The organism is Thioalkalivibrio sp. ALJ3 (assembly GCF_000377205.1).
Taxonomy (GTDB): domain Bacteria; phylum Pseudomonadota; class Gammaproteobacteria; order Ectothiorhodospirales; family Ectothiorhodospiraceae; genus Thioalkalivibrio.
This window is the reverse complement of sequence record NZ_KB897907.1, coordinates 238,437-256,556: the sequence shown is the minus strand read 5'-3', so window position 1 is coordinate 256,556 and position 18,120 is coordinate 238,437. Positions and strand designations below refer to the sequence as shown.

Below are 18,120 nucleotides of genomic sequence, written 5' to 3'. Positions count from 1 at the left end.
CGGAGTCCAGTCCATGCCCTGGAACGAACCGGGAAATAGTAACCGCGACCCCTGGAGTGGGGGCGGCGGTGGCCAGCGCGGCGGTGGTAGCGGTGGCGGCGGGGGCAACCAGCCCCCCGATCTGGAAGAAATGATGCGCAAGCTGTCGCGCCAGCTGAACGGGATCTTCGGCGGTGGTGGCGACGGTGGCTCCGGGGGAAGCTCCGGTGGTGGCATGGGTCGTGGTACCCAGGCCCTGGTCAGCCTCGGGCTGATCATCGCCCTGGTGGTCTGGCTGGCCTCCGGATTCCATATCATCTCCGAGGGCGAGCGCGGCGTGGTGCTGCGTTTTGGCGCCTTCCAGGAAGTGAAGAACCCCGGACCCGGCTGGCATCTGCCGTATCCGATCGAGCGCATCGAGATCGTCAACGTGGATAACGTGCGGACCATCGAGCACCGCGCGCTGATGCTGACCGGGGACGAGAACATCATCGATATTGATATCGCGGTGCAGTACCGGATCCTTGACCTGGTTGACTTCCTCTTTAACGTGCGCAACCCGGACTCCACCGTGAACCACGTGATGGAATCGGCGATTCGCGAGCGCGTGGGACGTTCCAATCTGGACTTCATCCTCGGTCAAGGGCGTGGGGAGATTGCATCCTCCGCGCGCGTGGTGATGCAGGAGAGTCTGGATGCCTATGGGGCCGGGGTGACGGTGACCGCCGTGTCCATGCAGCAGGCCCAGCCGCCGGAGCCGGTGCAGGAGGCCTTTGCCGATGCCATCCGTGCTCGCGAGGACGAGGTCCGCTTCCGTAACGAGGCCGAGGCCTACGCCAACGGTGTGATCCCGCGGGCCCGTGGTCAGGCGGCCCGTATCATCGAAGAGGCCGAGGCCTATCGCGATCAGGTGATCGCCCAGGCCGAGGGTGATGCCTCCCGCTTCGACCAGTTGCTGGTCGAATACCAGGAGTACCCGGAAGTGACCCGCGACCGTCTGTACCTGGAGGCCGTCGAGGCCGTGCTCGAGGATTCGCGCAAGGTCATGCTCGACGTGGGCAGCAGCAACAACCTGATGATGCTGCCGCTGGATCAGCTGTTCCGCGGCACCGGCACCCGCACCAACTCGGGTGAGATGCCGACCCCGCAACCCATCGATACCAGCCGCGGTGGCCTGGGCGCCACTACTGGGTCAGGTGTCAATCGACTGGGTAGCCGCGATCCGGCGGCCCAGCGCTCGCGGGAGGTGCGCTAATGCTACGCATAGCCGGTATCGCCGTTGTTGTCATCGGGATCGTGGTGGCGCTGTCGACCTACACCGTCGACGAGCGCGAGCGCGTGATCAAGTTTGCCCTGGGCGAGATCCGCCAGGTCGACCCCGAGCCCGGTCTTCACTTCAAGTTTCCGCTGATCCAGAACGTCGAGAAGTTCGACGCCCGGATCATGACGCTGAACATCCCGCCGGATCGGTTCCTGACCTCCGAGGCAAAGAACATCATCGTCGACTTCTATGCCAAGTGGCGGATCGACGATGTCGGCCAGTTCTACCGCTCGACCCGCGGTGACGAACGTCTGGCCGAGGAGCGCCTCGCGCAGATCCTGCGCGACGGGATGCGTAACGAGTTCGCGCGGTACGAACTGCAGGAAGTCGTCGCCGGCGAGCGCCTCGAGATCCTGGGCGCGGTGCGCCAGACGGCGCTGGAGACAGCGCTGGAGCTGGGGATCAATCTGGTGGACGTGCGTGTGCGCCGGATGGATCTGCCGGACGAGGTCTCCGAGTCGGTGTACGAGCGTATGCGTGCCGAGCGTGAGCGCGTGGCGCAGGATTTCCGTGCCCGCGGTCAGGAGGAGGCCGAACGTATTCGCTCGCGTGCCGACCGTGACCGCACGGTCATCCTCGCGAATGCCTACCGCGACTCCGAGGAGATCCGGGGTGCCGGTGACGCGCGCGCGACCGAGACGCTGGGCCGCTCGTTCGGCGAGGACGAGGAGTTCTTCCGCTTCTACCGGAGCCTGATCGCCTACCGCAACAGCATGAGCGGCGAGAAGAGCACCTTTATCCTGGAGCCGAATTCGGAGTTCTTCCAGTTCTTTAACGCCCCGGGCGGGGAGCGGCCGGAACCGCTGCCGACCCGCTAACACCGGGGCCGGGCGCCATCGCAGGTGTCCGGTGCGTGATGACCGTTTGACTCGGGCCCGGTCTTCCGGGCCCGAGTCATGCCGGGCACTGCTGTCTACCGGGTGACACAAGGACAAGGCAGGGACGAGATGACCGAGATCAACCGCTGGCTATTGCCGGATGGCCTCGACGAGGCGCTGCCGGACGCTGCGCGGCACCTGGAGGGCCTGCGGCGCCGGGTGCTGGATCAGTTCGACACCTGGGGCTATGACCTGGTAATGCCGCCGCTGGCGGAATACCTGGAGTCCTTGCTGGTGGGCGCGGGCCACGCGCTGGATCTGCAGACCTTCAAGCTGACCGACCAGATGAACGGTCGGCTGATGGGGGTGCGCGCGGACTTGACCCCGCAGGTGGCACGCATCGACGCCCATCGTCTGAAGGTCGAGGCACCCAACCGCCTTTGCTATGTCGGGAGTACGCTGCGCACGCGTGCAGACGAGTGGTCCGGATCGCGCAGCCCCCTGCAGGCCGGGGCGGAGCTGTTTGGCCATGACGGACTGGATTCCGATCTCGAGATCATCCGTCTGATGCTGGCGACGCTCGAGGTTTGCGGGGTTTACGAACCCAGCATGGACCTGGGGCACGTCGGCATCTATCGCGCGTTGGCCCGAGAGGCCGGTCTGGACAACGCACGCGAGGAGGCCTTCTTCGACCAGTTGCAGCGCAAGAGCGTCCCCGAGATCGAAGAGACCCTCGAAGCATGGGAGGCAGAAGGCATGAATGCGGCCGTCTGCCGGCGGTTGCGTGCGCTGGTGGATCTCAATGGTGACGCCGGCGTGATCGCGACCGCGCGCGAGGCCCTGGACGGCGCACCGGCCGAGGTGGGTGCGGCGCTGGATCATCTTCAGGCAGTGGCCGAGCGCCTGGAGGCGACGCAGCCGAATGTGGATCTCCACGTCGATCTCGGCGAATTGCGTGGTTACGCCTACCATACGGGGCTGGTGTTCGCGGTGTTTGTTCCGGGTTCCGGGCAGGCGATCGCACGTGGCGGACGCTATAACGACATCGGCCGTGTCTTTGGCCGGGCTCGTGCCGCGACCGGATTCAGCACGGATCTGCGCGAGTTGCTGCGCCGGGCCGATCTGGCGCCGCCAGTGCCGCGCCGCACGGTGCGCGCGCCGGCCTCCGGTGACGTGGCCATGGAGGCCGCCATCGCCGATCTGCGTGCGCGCGGTAATCGTGTGGTGCGCGATCTGGAAGGGCAAACCAATGAATCCCCCGCCGATGCGTGCCTGCAGTTGCGCGACGGGGCCTGGACGGTAGTGGAGTACTGAGCCGATGGGACGTTTCGTAGTCGTACTGGGCAGTCAATGGGGTGACGAGGGCAAGGGTAAAATCGTCGATCGCCTGACCGAGGACGCAGCCGCTGTCGTGCGCTTTCAAGGCGGGCACAATGCCGGGCACACGCTGGTGATTGGTGGCGAAAAGACCGTGCTGCACCTGATTCCGTCGGGGATCCTGCGCACGGGTGTGGAGTGCATGATCGGCAACGGTGTCGTGCTCTCGCCCGAAGCCCTGATTACCGAGATGGAGGAACTGGAGGCCAAGGATGTGCCGGTGGCCGACAGACTGCGCCTGTCGGATGCATGCCAGCTGATCCTGCCCTACCACGTGGCACTGGACCACGCGCGCGAGAAGGCGCGCGGCAAGGCCGCGATCGGGACGACCGGGCGTGGGATCGGACCCGCCTACGAAGACAAGGTCGCGCGTCGCGGCCTGCGCCTGGACGACCTGTTTCATCGCGAACGTCTGGCCGCCAAGCTGGGCGAGGTGATGGATTACCACAACTTCGCCCTGAAGCATTATTTCAAGGCCCCGACCATCGACCAGCAGGAGGTGCTGGAGCAGTGCCTGGCGCACGCCGAGCGGCTGCAGCCGATGGTGGCGGACGTGGCCGGGCGGCTGCACGAGTTGCGTGCACAGGGCAAGGACGTGATGTTCGAGGGTGCGCAGGGCACTTTGCTGGATATCGACCACGGGACCTACCCGTTCGTCACCTCGTCCAACACCACCGCCGGCGGCGCCTCGACGGGCTCCGGCGTCGGTCCGCGTGACATCGACTACGTGCTGGGGATTACCAAGGCCTACACGACCCGTGTCGGGGCGGGGCCGTTCCCGACCGAGCTGTTCGACAACATGGGCGAGCACCTGGCCACCCGGGGCAACGAGTTTGGTTCCACTACCGGCCGTGCCCGACGCTGTGGCTGGTTCGATGCGGTCGCGCTCAAGCGTGCGGTCGCGATCAACAGCATCAGCGGCCTGTGCATGACCAAGCTGGATGTGCTGGACGGACTCGAGAGCGTGCAGATCTGTGTCGGCTATGACTGTGATGGCGAGCGTCGCGAGGTGCCGCCGTCCGGGGCCGAGGCCTATGCAGCCTGCAAGCCGATCTACGAGGAGATGCCGGGCTGGCAGGAATCCACCGTGGGGATACGCGAGTACGACAAACTGCCGCCGGCCGCGCGGGATTATCTGGAGCGCCTGTCGGACGTAGTGGGTGTCCCGATCGACATGATCTCCACCGGGCCGGATCGTGACGAGACGCTGGTGATGCGGGATCCTTTCGATCGCTGATCACGGGCTGTCGCCCCGGGAGTTGTCCCGGCATATGGTGCGGGCTGGTCCGGGCCGCATGCGCGAGGGCGCCATGATCCAACTGGATGGTTGGCGAGGGTGCTTTCGTTTCGGGGATTCGGGAAGCAGAGAAATGGTGCCGAGGAGAGGACTTGAACCTCCACGAGCTTTCGCTCACTAGCACCTGAAGCTAGCGCGTCTACCAATTCCGCCACCTCGGCACGAGGTCGGAGCGCCGGTAAGAAACCGGATCCTGCGCTTCAGGAGCGCGCAATATAGTGCGCGGCCAGAGGCCTGTCAACGTCCGTCAGCGGGAAGCCGGTGACGGATGCGAACGCGCGATCGGCGTCGCGTGTTGCTGTCCGGAAGCTCCGGCAGCGAATCTTCACATGCCGCATAATAGGTTGCTTGTGTTGCCGGCTCTGCGCCGGCAGCCACCGAATCATCCAACGAGTTGTTTGAATGCCAAGAAAAAGAAGCAAGGCGCCGGCCGATCCCAATTTCGAGCGCGAGGCGCAGAAGTACGACAATCCCATCCCCAGCCGCGAGTTCATCCTCGGGCTCCTGCAGGAAGCCGACAACCCCCTGTCCTATGACGAGATCGCCGAGCGGCTGGAGATTGCCGACGACGACCGTCTCGAGGCCCTGCGCCGCCGCCTGAAGGCGATGGAGCGCGATGGCCAGGCCCTTTGCAACCGCCGAGGCGCCTATCTCCCGGTCAACCAGGAAGACCTGATTCGCGGTCGCGTGATCGGGCACCCGGACGGCTTCGGCTTTCTGGTGCCGGATGAACAGGACGACGATCTGTTCCTCTCGCCGCGCCAGATGCGTGGGGTGTTCCATGGCGACCGTGTACTGGCGCGGGTCATGGGCGTGGATCGTCGTGGTCGCCGCGAGGGCGGCATCGTCGAGGTGCTCGAGCACAACACCACCCAGGTGGTCGGGCGCCTGCGCATCGAGGACGGGGTGGGCACCCTGACCCCGGACAACAAGCGCATTACGCACGACATCCTCGTGCCGCCCGACGGGCTGGGCGAGGCCGGTGACGACCAGATCGTGGTGGTACGCATCCGCGAGTCCGCGTCGCGCACTGCACGCCTGCGCGGCGATGTGATCGAGGTGCTGGGCGAGCACATGGCGCCCGGTATGGAGATCGATATCGCGATCCGTGCCCACGGTCTGCCGCACGAGTGGCCGGAAGAGGTGACCGCGGCGGCCGACGAGCTGGGCGCCGAGGTCAGCGAAAAGGCCAAGAAGGGCCGCCTGGATCTGCGCGAGAAGCCGTTCGTGACCATCGACGGCGACGACGCGCGCGACTTTGACGATGCGCTGTATTGCGAGCGCGACGGCAAGGGCTGGCGGCTGTGGGTGGCCATCGCGGATGTGTCGCACTATGTCGAGCGGGATGCGGCGCTGGATCGCGAGGCACGTACGCGCGGAACCTCGGTGTATTTCCCGAACAACGTGATCCCGATGCTGCCGGAGGTCCTGTCCAACGGGCTGTGTTCGCTGAACCCGAACGTGGACCGGCTGAGCATGGTCTGCGAGATGGAGATCGGTGCCCGTGGCGCGCTGAAGAACTATCGCTTCCACGAAGGCTTGATCCGCTCGCATGCGCGCCTGATCTACGAGGACGTCGCGGCGATGCTCGACGGGGACACGGCCCTGCGCGAGCGGAACGCCCACGTGATGCCTCATTTGGAGGTCCTGCACGAGGTCTTCAAGGCGCTGCACGCCGCGCGCAACCGCCGCGGGGCGATCGATTTCGATACCACCGAGACCAAGATCCTGTTCGGCGAGGACCGCAAGATCGAGCAGATCGTGCCGACCGAGCGCAACGACGCGCATCGCATGGTCGAGGAATGCATGATCATGGCCAATGTGGCGGCCGCGCGCTTTCTCAAGAAGCACAAGGTGCCGGCGCTCTACCGCATCCATGACCAGCCGCCGACGGACAAGGTCGACGACCTGCGCGACTTCCTCAATGGCGTGGGCCTGACGCTCGGCGGGGGCAGTGAACCGAGCCCCCGCGACTACACCGAGGTGCTGAAGGCGGCGAAGAAGCGCCCCGATCAGCAGCTGATCCAGACCGTGCTGCTGCGCTCGCTGAGTCAGGCGGTGTACGCCCCGGAACTGGACGGCCACTTCGGGCTGGCGCTGGATGACTACGCCCACTTCACCTCGCCGATCCGGCGCTACCCGGACCTGCTGGTGCATCGCGGAATCCGCCATGTGCTGCGCAAGGGCAGCAACAAGGGCTTTCCGTATTCGCACAACGACATGGAATCGCTCGGCGAGCACTGCTCCATGGCGGAGCGCCGTGCGGACGACGCCACGCGCGACGCGGTCGCCTGGCTCAAGGCCGAATACATGCAGGACAAGGTCGGCGAGACCTTTGACGGCGTGGTCTCCGGGGTGACCGGGTTCGGGCTGTTCGTCGAGATCAAGGATGTCTACATCGAGGGCCTGGTGCATGTGACCGCACTCGATAACGACTTCTACCACTTCGAGCCGTCGCGCCACACGCTGACCGGCGAACGCGGCGGTCGCGTGTTCCGTATTGGCGACGAGGTGCGTGTGCAGGTCGTGCGTGTCAGCCTGGACGATCGCAAGATCGATCTGGCGCTGGCCGAAGAGCCGAAAGCCCAGGCCGCGCCGAAGAAGAAGGGCGGCCGTGGCCGCAAACGCAAGGACGCCGAGGCCGTGCAGCCGGCGCCGGAGGCCGCGCCCGAGCAGGGCCAGGACGATGCCCCGCCGAAGAAGAAGCGCCGCCGTCGCGGTGGGCGCGGTCGCGGCAGGTCGCCGGAGTCCGCTGCTGAATCCTCGGCCGAGGCCCCGGCCGCCGACACTTCGGAGACGTCGTCCGGCGCCGGTGGCGAGCCCGGCGGCAAGTCCGGCCGGCGTCGTCGTGGTCGGCGGCGCCGTTCGTCCAGCTCCTCCTAGGAACCTGAGCGATGGGCAAGGGCGGCAAGGGACCTCGCGGTGAGTCCTTCGGCGGGATCCACGCGGTCGCCGCCGTGCTGCAGCATGCCCCGGAACGCGTGCGTCTGCTCCAGCTGGCGAGCGGCACCCTGGAGCCGGCGCTGGCTCATTTGCTGGAGCAGGCTCAGGCGTGCGGGATTTCGATCGAGCGGGCGGGGCGCGACAAGCTCGACCAGCACCACCCCGGTTTCCAGCATCAGGGCGTGATCGTGCATTGCGCCCCGCGCCCGGTGATGGAGGAAAAGACCCTGGTCCGGCGGGTACAGGACGGGCTGGACCTCGTGCTGGTGCTGGACGGGGTGACCGATCCGCACAACCTGGGCGCCTGCCTGCGCACCGCGGACGCGGCCGGCGCGGGTGCGATCGTGACACCCCGACACCACAGCGCGGCGCTCACGCCGGCGGCGATCAAGGTCGCCTCGGGCGCGGCGGAAACCGTGCCGGTGGTCGCCGTCGGCAACCTCGCGCGGACCCTGGCGGCATTGAAGGAGGCCGGCATGTGGACCGTGGGCCTGGACGGTGCCGCGCGCGAGGACCTCTATGCGGTGGATCTGCGGCCGCCGACCGCGATCGTGATGGGGGCCGAGGGCGAGGGCATGCGGCGCCTGACCCGCGAGGCCTGCGATCATCTCGCCAGGATCCCGATGGCTGGCACGGTGGAGAGTCTGAACGTCTCGGTGGCGACCGGTATCACGCTGTTCGAGGTCCGGCGTCAGCGTCAGCGCTGATATGCTCCTGGAATGTGCGTGCGATCCGGTTCAGTGCAGTGGCGGTTGCTGTTGGCCTTGGTGGTGGCCCTGGTTCTCGCCTTCGTGCAGCCAGCCGCGGCGGCGACCATGAACGATAGCGATTCGGGCGTGTTGTGTGTGGACCTCCACGGTGAGCATGGCTCGGAGACGGCCGAATGCCTCGGTCATGGCTGTTGCGTGGCGCCTCCGTCCGTCAGCCCGTCCGTGGTCTCCGGCCCATTGGCGGCAACCGCAGTGTTTGGGCCTTTGAGCGCGAGAACGCCCGCCGAACCCCCCAATCCCCCGCCGAAGACCTGACGCGTTGTGCGTCCAGGATGTCCTGGCGGGCATCCGTTTTCGTTTTCGAGTGAGAGGGATTCAACATGCCAAAGAAAAACCGAACCATGGTCCGTGCCCTGGCGGGCCGTCCGCACCCGGCGCTTGACCGGAAGGGCGCGGGAAGAGGAGCGTTCATTATCACCCGGTCCACCCTGGCCACCGTGGTCGTGGGGCTGAGCCTGGTCCTCGCGGGATGTGGCGATGAAGCCTCGGATGCGGCACAGCAGGAGCGCGCGCCCTATCCCATCCAGGGCATTAATATCGAACTGGTGGGGGATCCACAGGTCGGGCGGGAGCGCTTCGCACAGAGCTGTGCGGAGTGTCATGGCGCCGATGCCCGCGGTACCGAGCAGGGGCCCGCGCTGATCCACCGGATCTACGAGCCGTCCCATCATGCCGATGTCACGTTCTTCATCGCGGTCGAGCGCGGGGTGATCGCGCACCACTGGGAGTATGGCGACATGCCGCCGGTCCCCGGGCTGGATCACCAGGATGTGGCGGATATCGTCGCCTGGGTGCGGCACGAGCAGCGCGACGACGGGATCATCCCGGACGACGAGTGGCCGGTGAACGAGGAGTGAGCCCACCGCCGCGCGTGGCGCGGTGCTGCCGGCGAGGGCCATCGGGCTTGTTGCCGCAGCCCAGTTCGTTTAAGGTATCGCGCCTTTCCGTCTGCCGGTTTTTCCGGCGGGCGGCATCCTTGCCTCACCGCGTGGACGGGAGGCTGATACCCGCAAGGAGTCGAAAATGCGTCATTACGAAGTTGTGTTCCTGGTCCACCCGGACCAGAGCGAGCAGGTCCCGGCGATGATCGAGCGCTACAAGGGCCTGGTCGAAGGTCACGAGGGCAAGATCCACCGTCTGGAAGACTGGGGCCGTCGTCAGCTGGCCTACCCGATCCAGAAGCTGGTCAAGGCCCACTACGTGCTGATGAACATCGAGGCCTCGGAAGAGGCGCTGGAAGAACTGGTCAGTGCCTTCCGGTTCAACGATGCCGTGCTGCGCCACCTGGCCATGCGCATGGAAGAGGCCGTCACCGAAACCTCCCCGCTGGCCAAGGGCCAGGAAGAGGAAGGTGCCAAGGGCCGTCGCCGCGAGCGTGACGACGAAGGTGGCCAGGCCGCCTCCGACGACTCGGCCTCCGCCGAGTAAGCCCCGCCCGTCCGTTGACCGAATTTTCGAAGGAGATCTGAAATGGCCCGTTTCCCGCGTCGTCGCAAATACTGCAAGTTCACCGCCGAAGGCATCGATTACATCGATTACAAGGACCTGAACCTGCTGAAGGGTTTTGTAACCGAGACCGGCAAGATCGTGCCCAGCCGCGTCACCGGTACCAGCGCGAAGTATCAGCGCCAGCTGGCCACGGCCGTGAAGCGCGCGCGCTACCTCGCGCTGCTGCCGTACAGCGACAACCACTGATCCGCGCTCCGGTTCGCCCGGACGCACGGCCATGCGTGTACTGGCCGAATTCGCGATGAAAAGCCGGGGCCGCGCCGTGGGTGCGGTCTCCGGTTTTGGCGTTGCGGGGCTCTTCCTGCCGCCGATCGCGATCGTCAGCAGTGCCCTGATTGCACTGGTCGGTCTGCGTGTCGGCCTGGGGCAGGCTCTGCTCGTCGCCGCGCTGTCGGCGCTGGTGCTCGGGGCCGCGATGTTCGTGCTGATCCCGGAGGCCCCGCCGATGGCGGGCGTGGCCGCGGGGTTTGTGCAGTGGGCACCTGTGGTCCTGCTGGCCGAGGTCCTGCGCCGTACGGTGTCCTGGCGCATGACGCTGAAGGCCGGCGCGATGGTCGCCGGGCTCGGCGTGCTGGCAGTGCATGCCCTGGTACCGGACGTGCAGACGGCCTGGTCCGAGGCGGGCATGGCCCTGCTGGGACCGCTGGTCGAGGGTACGGATACCGGGCCGCAGGAACTGGAGGCCGCGCTGCGCCGTGCGGCGCCCTACCTGACGGGGCTTTTCGCCGGGATTGTGCTGCTGAGCCTGACGCTGAGTCTGCTGATCGGCCGCTATTGGCAGGCGCTTCTGTACAACCCGGGGGCGTTTGGCGAGGAGTTCCGGGCACTGCAGTTCGGTCGCGCCATGAGCGGCGTGACCGTCGCGCTGGGGCTGATCGGGCATCTCGGTCCGGTGCCGCTGGCCACCGAGCTGGCGTTCATCCTGGGGGTGCTGTTCTTCCTCCAGGGGATCGCGCTGGTGCATGCGCTGACGCATCACCAGAACATGAGCAGCTTCTGGCTGGTAGGCATGTATGTGCTGATGGTGCTGGCCCTGCCCCAGGTGTTTCTGCTGCTGGCGACGATCGGGGTGATCGATGCCTGGGCGGACATCCGCTCGCGTCTGGGCGCGCTGGGCGAGCGCAAGGGTCCGGGTGACGGACCGGGCGGTGACAACAATTCGTGAGGCCGGTCCGCGACCGGTGTAAAATGCCTCGTTTTGGGGCTGACCCAACGTTACAGGAATACCGAAGATGGAAGTCATTCTGCTGGAAAAAATCGATAACCTGGGTGGTCTGGGTGACCGCGTGAACGTGCGCTCCGGCTTCGCCCGCAACTACCTGCTGCCGCAGGGCAAGGCCAAGTTCGCCACCGCGGAGAACATTGCCGAGTTCGAGGCTCGCCGTGCGGAGCTGGAAAAGGCTGCCGCCGAGGCGCTGGCTGCTGCCGAGGCGCGCAAGGCACAGCTGGAAGGCACCGTGCTGGAAATCACCGCGAAGGCCGGTGGCGAGGGCAAGCTGTTCGGTTCCATCGGCCCCGCCGATATCGCCGATGCCCTGACCGCCAAGGGTACCGACGTGGAGAAGAAGGAAGTGCGCATGCCGGAAGGCCCGCTGCGCACCACTGGCGAGTTCGAGGTGGGGCTGCACCTGCACTCGGGCGTGGACGTCGAGATCCACGTCGTGGTCATCGGCGAGGAGTGATCCTCTCCATGTCGGGAGAGTGGCCGCAGGTCGCTGATGCCCGGCAGGCCGGCCGGTTCGGGTGCCCCCGGGCATGAACCGGCCCATGACGCCGAATCCGCGCATCCCGCCGCATTCCGAGGAGGCCGAACAGTCGGTCCTCGGCGGGCTGATGCTGGACAACGCCGCCTGGGACCGGGTGGCGGACCGCATTACCGATGAAGATTTCTATCGCCACGACCATCGCCTGATCTTCCGGGCGGTGGCCGCCCTGGCCGAACGCAACGCCCCGTTCGACATGGTGACCGTCTCGGAGCAGCTCGAGCGCACCTCCGAGCTGGAGGACGCGGGCGGCATGGCCTATCTCGGGCGCCTGGCGTCCGAAACCCCGAGTGCCGCCAACATCGTTGCCTACGCGGATATCGTTCGCGAGCGCTCCATCCTGCGCTCCCTGATTTCGGTGGGCACCGAGATCGCCGACTCGGCCTTTGTCCCCGATGGCCGGGAATCCAAGGAACTCCTGGATCTGGCGGAGCAGAAGGTTTTCCGCATCGCCGAGCAGGGCGCGCGCGGGTCCCAGGGCTTTCGTGGTATGAAGCCGCTGCTGACCGCCGCGGTCGAGCAGATCGAGCATCTCTACGAGACCCAGAACCCGATCACCGGGGTCGCCACCGGATATGACGACCTGGACCGCCTGACCTCCGGGCTTAACCCCGGTGACCTGGTGATCGTCGCTGGCCGACCCTCGATGGGCAAGACCTCGTTCGCGATGAACATCGCCGAGTACGTGGCGATGAAGAACGCGGAACCGGTGGCGATCTTTTCCATGGAGATGCCCGGCGAGCAGCTGGCGATGCGTCTGCTCTCGTCGATGGGGCGGATCAACCAGCAGAAGCTGCGTTCCGGTCGCCTGGAGGACGGCGACTGGCCGCGGCTGACCAGCGCGGTACAGATGTTGTCCTCGGCGCCGCTTTTTATCGACGACACCCCGGCACTGTCACCCACCGAGCTGCGTGCCCGTACGCGTCGGCTGATGCGCGAGCACAAGGGGCTCAAGCTGATCGTGGTCGACTATCTACAGTTGATGCAGTTTCCCGGCAGTGGCGAGAGCCGTGCCCACGAGATCTCCGAGATCTCGCGTTCGTTGAAGGCCCTGGCCAAGGAGCTGAACGTGCCGATGATCGCGCTCTCCCAGCTCAACCGTTCGCTGGAACAGCGCCCGAACAAGCGCCCGGTGATGTCCGACCTGCGCGAATCCGGGGCCATCGAACAGGACGCGGACATCATCGCCTTCGTCTACCGGGACGAGGTCTACAACGAAGAATCGCCGGACAAGGGCACAGCCGAGATCATCATTGCCAAGCAGCGTAACGGCCCGATCGGCACGGTGCGCCTGACCTTCCGCGGGCAGTTCACCCGCTTCGAGAACTACGCCCCCGATGTCTACGGCGAGATCGGTCAGGCCTGAGGCAGGGCGTGAGACGCGCGGCCAGCATCCAGCTCCATCCCGAGGCCCTGCGGCACAACCTGGCCGTGGCGCGCGGCCTCGCACCGGGTGTCTCCATGTGGACCGTGATCAAGGCCGAAGGCTACGGCCACGGCCTGCTGTGGGCGGCCGAGGTGCTGGCGGGGGCCAGCGACGGGCTGGCCGTCTCGCAAATCGGCGAGGCCCGGGCGCTGCGCGAGGCGGGCTTTGACGGCCCACTGCTGGTGCTGCAGGGGCCGCACGATGTGGGCGAGCTGCGTGCCTGCCACCAGCTGCGCCTGGAGCCGGTGATTCACGAGACTGCCCAGCTCGATCACCTGGATGCGGTCCCGGTCCGGCTCCCCACCGTATGGGTCAAGCTCAACACCGGCATGAACCGTCTCGGCTTCGGCCCGCCGGATGCCGAAGGCGTGGCCCGCCGCCTGCGCGCGGCCGGGCACGGGTCCTGGGGTGTGCACTGGATGACCCACCTGGCCTGCGCGGACGAGCCCGAACACCCGCAGAACGCCCGGCAGCTGGAGGGGTTCGCTGCCGCCGTGTCGCCCCTGCCGGGCCAGGCCAGCGTGGCCAACTCCGCGGCGCTGTTCGCGGGCTGGGGGCGTGCGCCGGGTCTGGACCCCGAGCGCGTCTGCTGGGCGCGACCCGGGATCATGCTCTACGGGGCCCATCCGGCCTCGGTCCCCGCAGATGCCCCGCCGGAAGGGCCACAGGCCGACCTGCGTCCGGCGATGACCGTGCAGGCCCCAATCATCGCGATCCAGCCCTTGGAGCCGGGCAGCATGGTTGGCTACGGCGCGACCTGGACCGCCGATGCGCCCGGTCGCGCCGGCATCGTGGCCATGGGCTACGCCGATGGTTATCCGCGCCACGCCCCCTCCGGCACGCCCGTGCGGGTGCGCGACCGGATCTGCCCGTTGATCGGACGCGTGTCCATGGACATGCTGGCGGTGGACCTGACGGATTGCCCCCAGGCCGGGGTCGGTGATCTTGCCACGCTGTGGGGCGAAGGGCTGCCGGTGGAACGGGTCGCGCGCGCGGCGGGCACCATCAGCTACGAGCTGCTGACGCGCGTGGCGGACCGCCTGCAGCCGGCGCGCTGATACACTGTCGCATCCCGGATTCCAGGGAAACACTGATTAATGTATACACTCGCGTTGGCACCCCAGATTTTCCGAGAGCAGGCGCGGTGCGCAGCCGGTAGTGGTTCTACCGGCAAGGGCCGCAACGCAGGATCGGGGAACCTGGGGTGCTAACCCCACAAATCATTGAAAGCAGGGGCTCGGTCGCCCGTTTTTGATAACAACGGGCGCGGGAACGGCGTTGCGGTTCCCTTGTGCAGAATGACTGCATGGCAGTCACCGCGCCTTGTTCGCACGCAAAAGCGACGAAGCAGCGAGCGTGTACATTAATCAGTGTTTCCCTAGGATGCCGCGATGACCGACTTCGATCACGACCCGTTCGACCCCGCGCCTTTCGACGGGGATCCTTTCGACCCTCGGGACTACGACCCGCAGACCGTGGCCATCCGGCATGGCTACCAGCGCACGCCGGAGGGCGAGCACTCCGAGGCGATCTTCCCGACCTCCAGCTTCGTGTTCGGTTCGGCCGCGGAGGCCGCCGCGCGCTTCGGTGGGGAGGTCCCCGGCAACATCTACTCGCGCTTCACCAACCCGACCGTGCGCACCTTCCAGGACCGACTGGCCGCGCTGGAGGGGGGCGAGGCCTGCGTGGCCACCGCTTCCGGCATGTCCGCGATCCTCGCGACCATGATGGGGCTGTTGAAGGCCGGCGATCACGTGGTCTGCTCGCGTTCGGTGTTCGGCACGACGACCGTGCTGTTCAACAATTACCTCGGCCGTTTCGGCGTGGAGGTCACCTACGTCGAGTTGTCGAACCTCGAGGCCTGGGAGGCCGCCACACAGCCGAACACCCGGCTGTATTTCTGCGAGACGCCGTCCAACCCGCTGGGCGAGGTGGTGGACATCGCCGCGCTGGCGGAGATCGCGCATCGGCATGACGCGCTGCTGGCGGTGGACAACTGCTTCTGCACGCCGATCCTGCAGCGTCCGCTGGATCTGGGCGCCGACATCATCATCCACTCGGCGACCAAGTTCCTCGACGGTCAGGGCCGCTGCCTGGGCGGCGCGGTGGTGGGCGACGCCGAGCGCGTCGGAAAGGACGTCTACGGCTTCCTGCGCACGGCCGGCCCGACGCTGTCGCCGTTCAACGCCTGGGTGTTCCTGAAGGGGCTGGAGACCCTGGCCCTGCGCATGCGCGCCCACAGCGACAACGCCCTGACCCTGGCGCAGTGGCTACAGGCCCACCCGAAGGTCACCGCGGTGCATTATCCGGGGCTGGCGGACCATCCGCAGCACGCGATCGCGAAGCGCCAGCAATGCGGGTTCGGCGGCGTGCTGAGCTTCGAGGTCGCCGGCGGACGCGAGGCCGCCTGGTCGGTGATCGACGCCACGAGGTTCCTGTCGATCACTGCGAATCTGGGCGATACCAAGAGCACCATCACGCACCCGGCCACCACCACCCACGGCCGCGTGGACCCGGACAAGCGCGAGGCCCAGGGCATTACCGAGGCCCTGGTGCGGGTTGCCGTGGGGCTGGAGGCGGTCGCCGACATCCAGCGCGACCTGGCCCGCGGGCTCGACGCGCTCTGACGCCGGAGCCGGATCGACCGCACGGGTATGTCCAATCCTAGATCCGGTGATGTCCATCCGAAGCCGCGGCGACGCCCGCGCTGGCGGATCCTGCTGACGGTTGTTATTGGCTTCCACCTGCTGGGATTCCTGTCGTCGCTGGATGCGCTGATGTCCACCCGGACGCCGCAGGGCGCGGTGGCCTGGATCGTGTCGCTCAACACCGTCCCCTATGTGGCCGTCCCGGCCTACTGGGTATTCGGCGCCAGCGAGTTTCGCGGCTACGTGGTGGCGCGCCGCGACGAGGATTCCAGCCTGGCTCGGGCCCTGCAGCCGAAGACCGAGGAGCTGTGGTCGCACCAGTACATCGCACAAGAGCCGAGCAAGCACCTGGACGGCGTACAGCGGCTCGCCCGCTGGCCGTTCCTGCACGGCAACGAGGTCGAGCTCCTGGTGGATGGCGAAGCGACCTTCGACAGTATCTTTCAGGGGATCGAGGAGGCCGAGCGCTACCTGCTGGTGCAGTTCTATATCGTGCGCGACGACGCGATCGGGCGCGAACTCCAGCGGCGGCTGGTGGAGCGGGCGCAGGACGGGGTCGAGGTCTACTTCCTGTATGACGAGATCGGCAGCTACCGTCTGCCCGGGAACTATCTGGACACCCTGCGCGAGGCGGGGGTGCATGTGCAGCACTTCCACTCCACCCGCGGGCGGGGCAATCGCTTTCAGCTGAATTTCCGCAACCACCGCAAGATCGTGGTGGCCGATGGCGAACAGGGCTGGGTCGGTGGCCTGAACGTGGGGGACGAGTACCTCGGGCGGGACCCGAAGATCGGGCCCTGGCGCGACACCCACCTGCGTATCGAGGGGCCGTCCGCCCTGGCCCTGCAGTCGGTTTTCCTGGAGGACTGGCACTGGGCCACCGAAGAGATCCCGGAGCTGGAATGGCAGCCGGCAACCATGGCGGACGATGGTGTCCCGGTGCTGATCCTGCCCTCCGGCCCGGCCGACGAGTTCGAGACCGCCAGCCTGATGATGCAGCAGGCGATCCACGCGGCCGAGCGACGCATCTGGATCGCCAGCCCGTACTTCGTGCCGGACGAGGGTGTGCAGGGCATGCTCAAGCTGGCCGCGCTCAGTGGCGTCGACGTGCGCGTGCTGATCCCCGAGGTCACCGACAACCCGTTGACCACGCATGCGGCCTACGCTTTCCTGGGCCCGCTGCTGGACGCCGGCGTGCGCGTCTACCGCTATCAGGAGGGCTTCCTGCACGGCAAGGCCTTCGTGGTGGACGACATGGGCGCGGCGGTGGGGACCGTGAACCTGGACAACCGTTCGTTCCGGCTGAATTTCGAGGTCACCGCGCTGGTGATGGACCCGGGGTTTGCCCACGAGACGGCGCGCATGTTCGAGGCCGATTTCGCCCGCTCGCGCGAGATGACCCGGCAGGACGTGGACGACCTGCCGCTGTGGCGCCGCGTGGCCGCGCGGGCTGCCTATCTGCTGGCGCCGGTGCTGTAGATGTGGCGTCTCACAAGGTTGTCCTCGGCCTACGCGGGGACAATCTAATGAGGGATTTCAACTAGCGTTCAAGGCAGTGACCGGTAGGCTTGATCTGTGTCATGTGCAGGCGCAGCGCCAGTGCTAGACTTGCACAGAACATGCCGCTTAGAGGCCTGCCGTGTCGCGAGCCCTGCACCATCTGCTGAACCTGTTGATCGTCGCCGCCTTGTTGCTGGCGCCGATCGCCGGTGCGGGGATGATGCACGGCGATGCCCGCGGTGGCATGACGGCGGCGGGCCACTGCCCGGACCAGGGTACCGGATCGCTTTCGGAACCCGTGTCGTTGGACCCTTCCTCGGACCTCGTGATCCAGGCCGAGCCTTCGGCCTGCGAGATGCCCTGCGCGGTCTGTGGCGTCTGCGGGATCTCGGCCCTGCCTTCGCCCGCCGGTACGCCGGTCACCGCGGCGGCACCCGTTCTTGCCTCCCTTCCCGTGGCCATGGGCCCCGGTATCCCTGCAGCACCGGATCTGCGCCCACCGCTCTGATTCCTCCCTGGCCGGGGTTCCGCCCGGCGCCGGGTGGTCGTGGACCACCCGTGCAATGCGTCTTTACGCGCACTACGCGCACTGCGTTTTTCACTCTGTCCCCGGGAGGACTACACCATGATGCATGAACAAGGTTTTGGCTGGATGACGGGCCTCGGCTTCGGCCATGGCTGGATTGGTCTCCTGATTCTGGTGCTGCTGATCCTCGGGATCGCGGCCCTGATCAAATATCTGTTCAGCAATCGCTAAAGGAATCGTGCA

At 66.8% G+C, this 18,120-nt stretch carries 17 protein-coding genes and 1 tRNA gene; 17 read left to right on the top strand and 1 reads right to left on the bottom strand.

All coding sequences use genetic code 11. The annotated features are described in order from the left end of the window. The first annotated feature begins 13 nt into the window (after nucleotides 1–13). The 4 genes from hflK (at nucleotide 14) to C935_RS0107710 (ending at nucleotide 4,732) form a co-directional block, all read left to right on the top strand. A complete protein-coding gene (hflK, locus tag C935_RS0107725) occupies nucleotides 14–1,234 on the top strand; it encodes an FtsH protease activity modulator HflK (protein ID WP_018861939.1) in 1,221 nt (406 codons plus the stop codon). Continuing rightward, nucleotides 1,234–2,118, top strand: coding sequence for a protease modulator HflC (gene hflC, locus C935_RS0107720; RefSeq protein WP_018861938.1), 885 nt, complete (start codon nucleotides 1,234–1,236; stop codon nucleotides 2,116–2,118). Before hflK ends, hflC begins: the two co-directional genes overlap by 1 nt. A 129-nt stretch (nucleotides 2,119–2,247) precedes the next feature. After that, nucleotides 2,248–3,432 (top strand): ATP phosphoribosyltransferase regulatory subunit, encoded by a 1,185-nt coding sequence (locus C935_RS0107715; protein ID WP_018861937.1) that lies wholly within the window; start codon nucleotides 2,248–2,250, stop codon nucleotides 3,430–3,432. A 4-nt stretch (nucleotides 3,433–3,436) separates the two neighbouring features. Beyond that, entirely contained in the window at nucleotides 3,437–4,732 is a 1,296-nt protein-coding gene (locus tag C935_RS0107710) for an adenylosuccinate synthase (protein WP_018861936.1), read from the top strand. A 134-nt stretch (nucleotides 4,733–4,866) separates the two neighbouring features. Here C935_RS0107710 and C935_RS0107705 read toward each other — a convergent pair. After that, nucleotides 4,867–4,953: transfer RNA gene (locus C935_RS0107705), tRNA-Leu, on the bottom strand. Nucleotides 4,954–5,194: 241 nt separating this feature from the next. Between C935_RS0107705 and rnr the strand changes: the two genes are divergently transcribed. The 13 genes from rnr (at nucleotide 5,195) to C935_RS13430 (ending at nucleotide 18,108) form a co-directional block, all read left to right on the top strand. Further along, nucleotides 5,195–7,675: a ribonuclease R gene (gene rnr, locus C935_RS0107700; RefSeq protein ID WP_018861935.1), complete on the top strand. Its 2,481-nt coding sequence runs from the start codon at nucleotides 5,195–5,197 to the stop codon at nucleotides 7,673–7,675. Nucleotides 7,676–7,686: 11 nt separating this feature from the next. After that, nucleotides 7,687–8,442, top strand: a complete 756-nt coding sequence (gene rlmB / locus C935_RS0107695; protein WP_018861934.1) for a 23S rRNA (guanosine(2251)-2'-O)-methyltransferase RlmB — start codon at nucleotides 7,687–7,689, stop codon at nucleotides 8,440–8,442. A 404-nt stretch (nucleotides 8,443–8,846) separates the two neighbouring features. Next, nucleotides 8,847–9,362: a cytochrome c gene (locus tag C935_RS0107685; protein WP_018861932.1), complete on the top strand. Its 516-nt coding sequence runs from the start codon at nucleotides 8,847–8,849 to the stop codon at nucleotides 9,360–9,362. A 166-nt stretch (nucleotides 9,363–9,528) separates the two neighbouring features. Then, a complete protein-coding gene (gene rpsF, locus C935_RS0107680; RefSeq protein WP_012983301.1) occupies nucleotides 9,529–9,933 on the top strand; it encodes a 30S ribosomal protein S6 in 405 nt (134 codons plus the stop codon). 42 nt (nucleotides 9,934–9,975) lie between these two features. Continuing rightward, the gene (rpsR, locus tag C935_RS0107675) at nucleotides 9,976–10,200 is read left to right on the top strand and encodes a 30S ribosomal protein S18 (RefSeq protein ID WP_012983300.1); all 225 of its coding nucleotides are present in this window, start codon (nucleotides 9,976–9,978) and stop codon (nucleotides 10,198–10,200) included. A gap of 31 nt (nucleotides 10,201–10,231) precedes the next feature. After that, nucleotides 10,232–11,179, top strand: coding sequence for a hypothetical protein (locus C935_RS0107670; protein WP_018861931.1), 948 nt, complete (start codon nucleotides 10,232–10,234; stop codon nucleotides 11,177–11,179). A gap of 67 nt (nucleotides 11,180–11,246) precedes the next feature. Next, the gene (gene rplI, locus C935_RS0107665) at nucleotides 11,247–11,696 is read left to right on the top strand and encodes a 50S ribosomal protein L9 (RefSeq protein ID WP_018861930.1); all 450 of its coding nucleotides are present in this window, start codon (nucleotides 11,247–11,249) and stop codon (nucleotides 11,694–11,696) included. Between the two features lie 85 nt (nucleotides 11,697–11,781). Further along, the gene (gene dnaB / locus C935_RS0107660) at nucleotides 11,782–13,143 is read left to right on the top strand and encodes a replicative DNA helicase (RefSeq protein WP_018861929.1); all 1,362 of its coding nucleotides are present in this window, start codon (nucleotides 11,782–11,784) and stop codon (nucleotides 13,141–13,143) included. 8 nt (nucleotides 13,144–13,151) lie between these two features. Further along, entirely contained in the window at nucleotides 13,152–14,261 is a 1,110-nt protein-coding gene (alr, locus tag C935_RS0107655) for an alanine racemase (protein WP_018861928.1), read from the top strand. Nucleotides 14,262–14,594: 333 nt separating this feature from the next. Continuing rightward, nucleotides 14,595–15,830: an O-succinylhomoserine sulfhydrylase gene (locus tag C935_RS0107650; RefSeq protein ID WP_018861927.1), complete on the top strand. Its 1,236-nt coding sequence runs from the start codon at nucleotides 14,595–14,597 to the stop codon at nucleotides 15,828–15,830. A 27-nt stretch (nucleotides 15,831–15,857) separates the two neighbouring features. Continuing rightward, nucleotides 15,858–17,330 carry a cardiolipin synthase gene (cls, locus tag C935_RS0107645; protein ID WP_018861926.1) on the top strand — a complete coding sequence of 491 codons (1,473 nt, stop codon included), beginning with the start codon at nucleotides 15,858–15,860 and terminating at the stop codon, nucleotides 17,328–17,330. A gap of 160 nt (nucleotides 17,331–17,490) precedes the next feature. Continuing rightward, the gene (locus tag C935_RS0107640; protein ID WP_018861925.1) at nucleotides 17,491–17,859 is read left to right on the top strand and encodes a hypothetical protein; all 369 of its coding nucleotides are present in this window, start codon (nucleotides 17,491–17,493) and stop codon (nucleotides 17,857–17,859) included. Nucleotides 17,860–17,976: 117 nt separating this feature from the next. Beyond that, nucleotides 17,977–18,108, top strand: a complete 132-nt coding sequence (locus C935_RS13430) for a hypothetical protein (protein WP_018861924.1) — start codon at nucleotides 17,977–17,979, stop codon at nucleotides 18,106–18,108. Nucleotides 18,109–18,120: the final 12 nt, after the last annotated feature.